This is a genomic window from Xanthomonas sp. SHU 166 (assembly GCF_000364685.1).
GTDB lineage: Bacteria > Pseudomonadota > Gammaproteobacteria > Xanthomonadales > Xanthomonadaceae > Xanthomonas_A > Xanthomonas_A sontii.
Genome location: NZ_AQOJ01000431.1, coordinates 1 through 1,263, shown reverse-complemented (window position 1 = coordinate 1,263; position 1,263 = coordinate 1). Strand labels below are relative to the sequence as shown.

At 66.0% G+C, this 1,263-nt stretch carries 2 protein-coding genes; both read right to left on the bottom strand.

Annotation, left to right across the window (positions count from 1 at the left end; translation table 11 throughout):
• A partial coding sequence (locus D180_RS11750; RefSeq protein ID WP_017912949.1) for a hypothetical protein occupies positions 1-460 on the bottom strand: 460 nt, incomplete at its 3' end.
• 283 nt (positions 461-743) lie between these two features.
• Positions 744-1,263: OmpA family protein (locus D180_RS11745; RefSeq protein ID WP_017912948.1), on the bottom strand; the 520-nt coding region annotated here is incomplete at its 5' end.

The following is a 1,263-nucleotide window of genomic DNA, read 5'->3' as shown; positions in this document are numbered from 1 at the left end:
TGGCGGCGGCGGCAGGTGCAGCGGCCGGACGCGCCTTGACCACGCGCACGCCGCGCGCCTTCATCCAGGCGTCGAACTCCTCGGCGGTCATGCGCTTGCCGTTCTGGCTCATGTCGAACCGCCACGGCGTGTTGTCGAAGGCGGTGGCCGGCTTGTAGGCCGCCGGATCGTTCGGCTTCACCGCGCCCGGGGTGGCATTGGCCAGGCTCTGGCAGCCTTCGGCGCGCAGCCGCAGCAGCACGCGGTCCAGCGACTGGTCGCTGCTGTAGGACTGGGTCAGCACGCCGCTGGGCATACCCAGTTGCACGTTGCGGCTGAACAGTTCCGAAGCGACCGGCGCCGCAACCGTGGCCGGCAGCGCTAGCGGCTTGGGCAGCAGATCGCCGGAGCAATCCGGTGCGGCGTGGGCCGCAGGAATCAGGGCGAGCGCGAGCAGGCTGGCCGTCACGATACGCAGCATCGGTTTTTTTCCATTCAGGCGAGTCGACGAGCGAGTGTAGGCAGGCCCCGGCGTGCTTTCAACTGTTACCGGCACTACATGCGCTAAATAATTGGGATTGCTGAAAAAATTCAGCTTGAATGCTTTGTCCATCCTGCAGAAGCGGCTTCAGCCGCGGCAGGCATTTCCAGGACGTCTGTCGCGGCTGAAGCCGCTCCCACAACGACACCGACATACATTTCCCACCCCACAAAAACAAAGCCCGGCACGAGGCCGGGCTTTGCTTGAGACTGGAAGCGTCCGATCAGTTCTGGACGTTCAGCTCGGTACGACGGTTCTTCGCACGGCCTTCCGGATTGTCCGAACCATCCGGGTTGGTGTTCGGGGCAATCGGACGGCTCTCGCCGTAGCCGATCGGACCGACCAGACGCGAAGCGCTGACGCCGTTCTTGGTCAGGTAGTCGTACACGACGCGGGCGCGGCGCTCGGACAGCTTCTGGTTGTAGGCTTCGGTACCCTTCGAGTCGGTGTGACCGGCAACCTCGACGCGCAGGTCGGGGTAACGCTTCAGGATCTCGGTGGCCTCGCCCAGGATCGCCACAGCGTCCGGACGCAGGTTCGCCTTGTTGAAGTCGAAGTTGACGCCCTTCAGGTCGATCGACACCGGCACCGGGCAGCCGTCCGGACCGATGGTCTGGCCAGGCTGGGAGTTCGGGCACTTGTCGTCGCAGTTGTTGACGCCGTCACCGTCGTCGTCCAGATCGGCGCAGCTCGGCGCAGCGGCCGGCGGCGGCGGCGGGGCGACCGGGGCAGCCGGCGGCGGG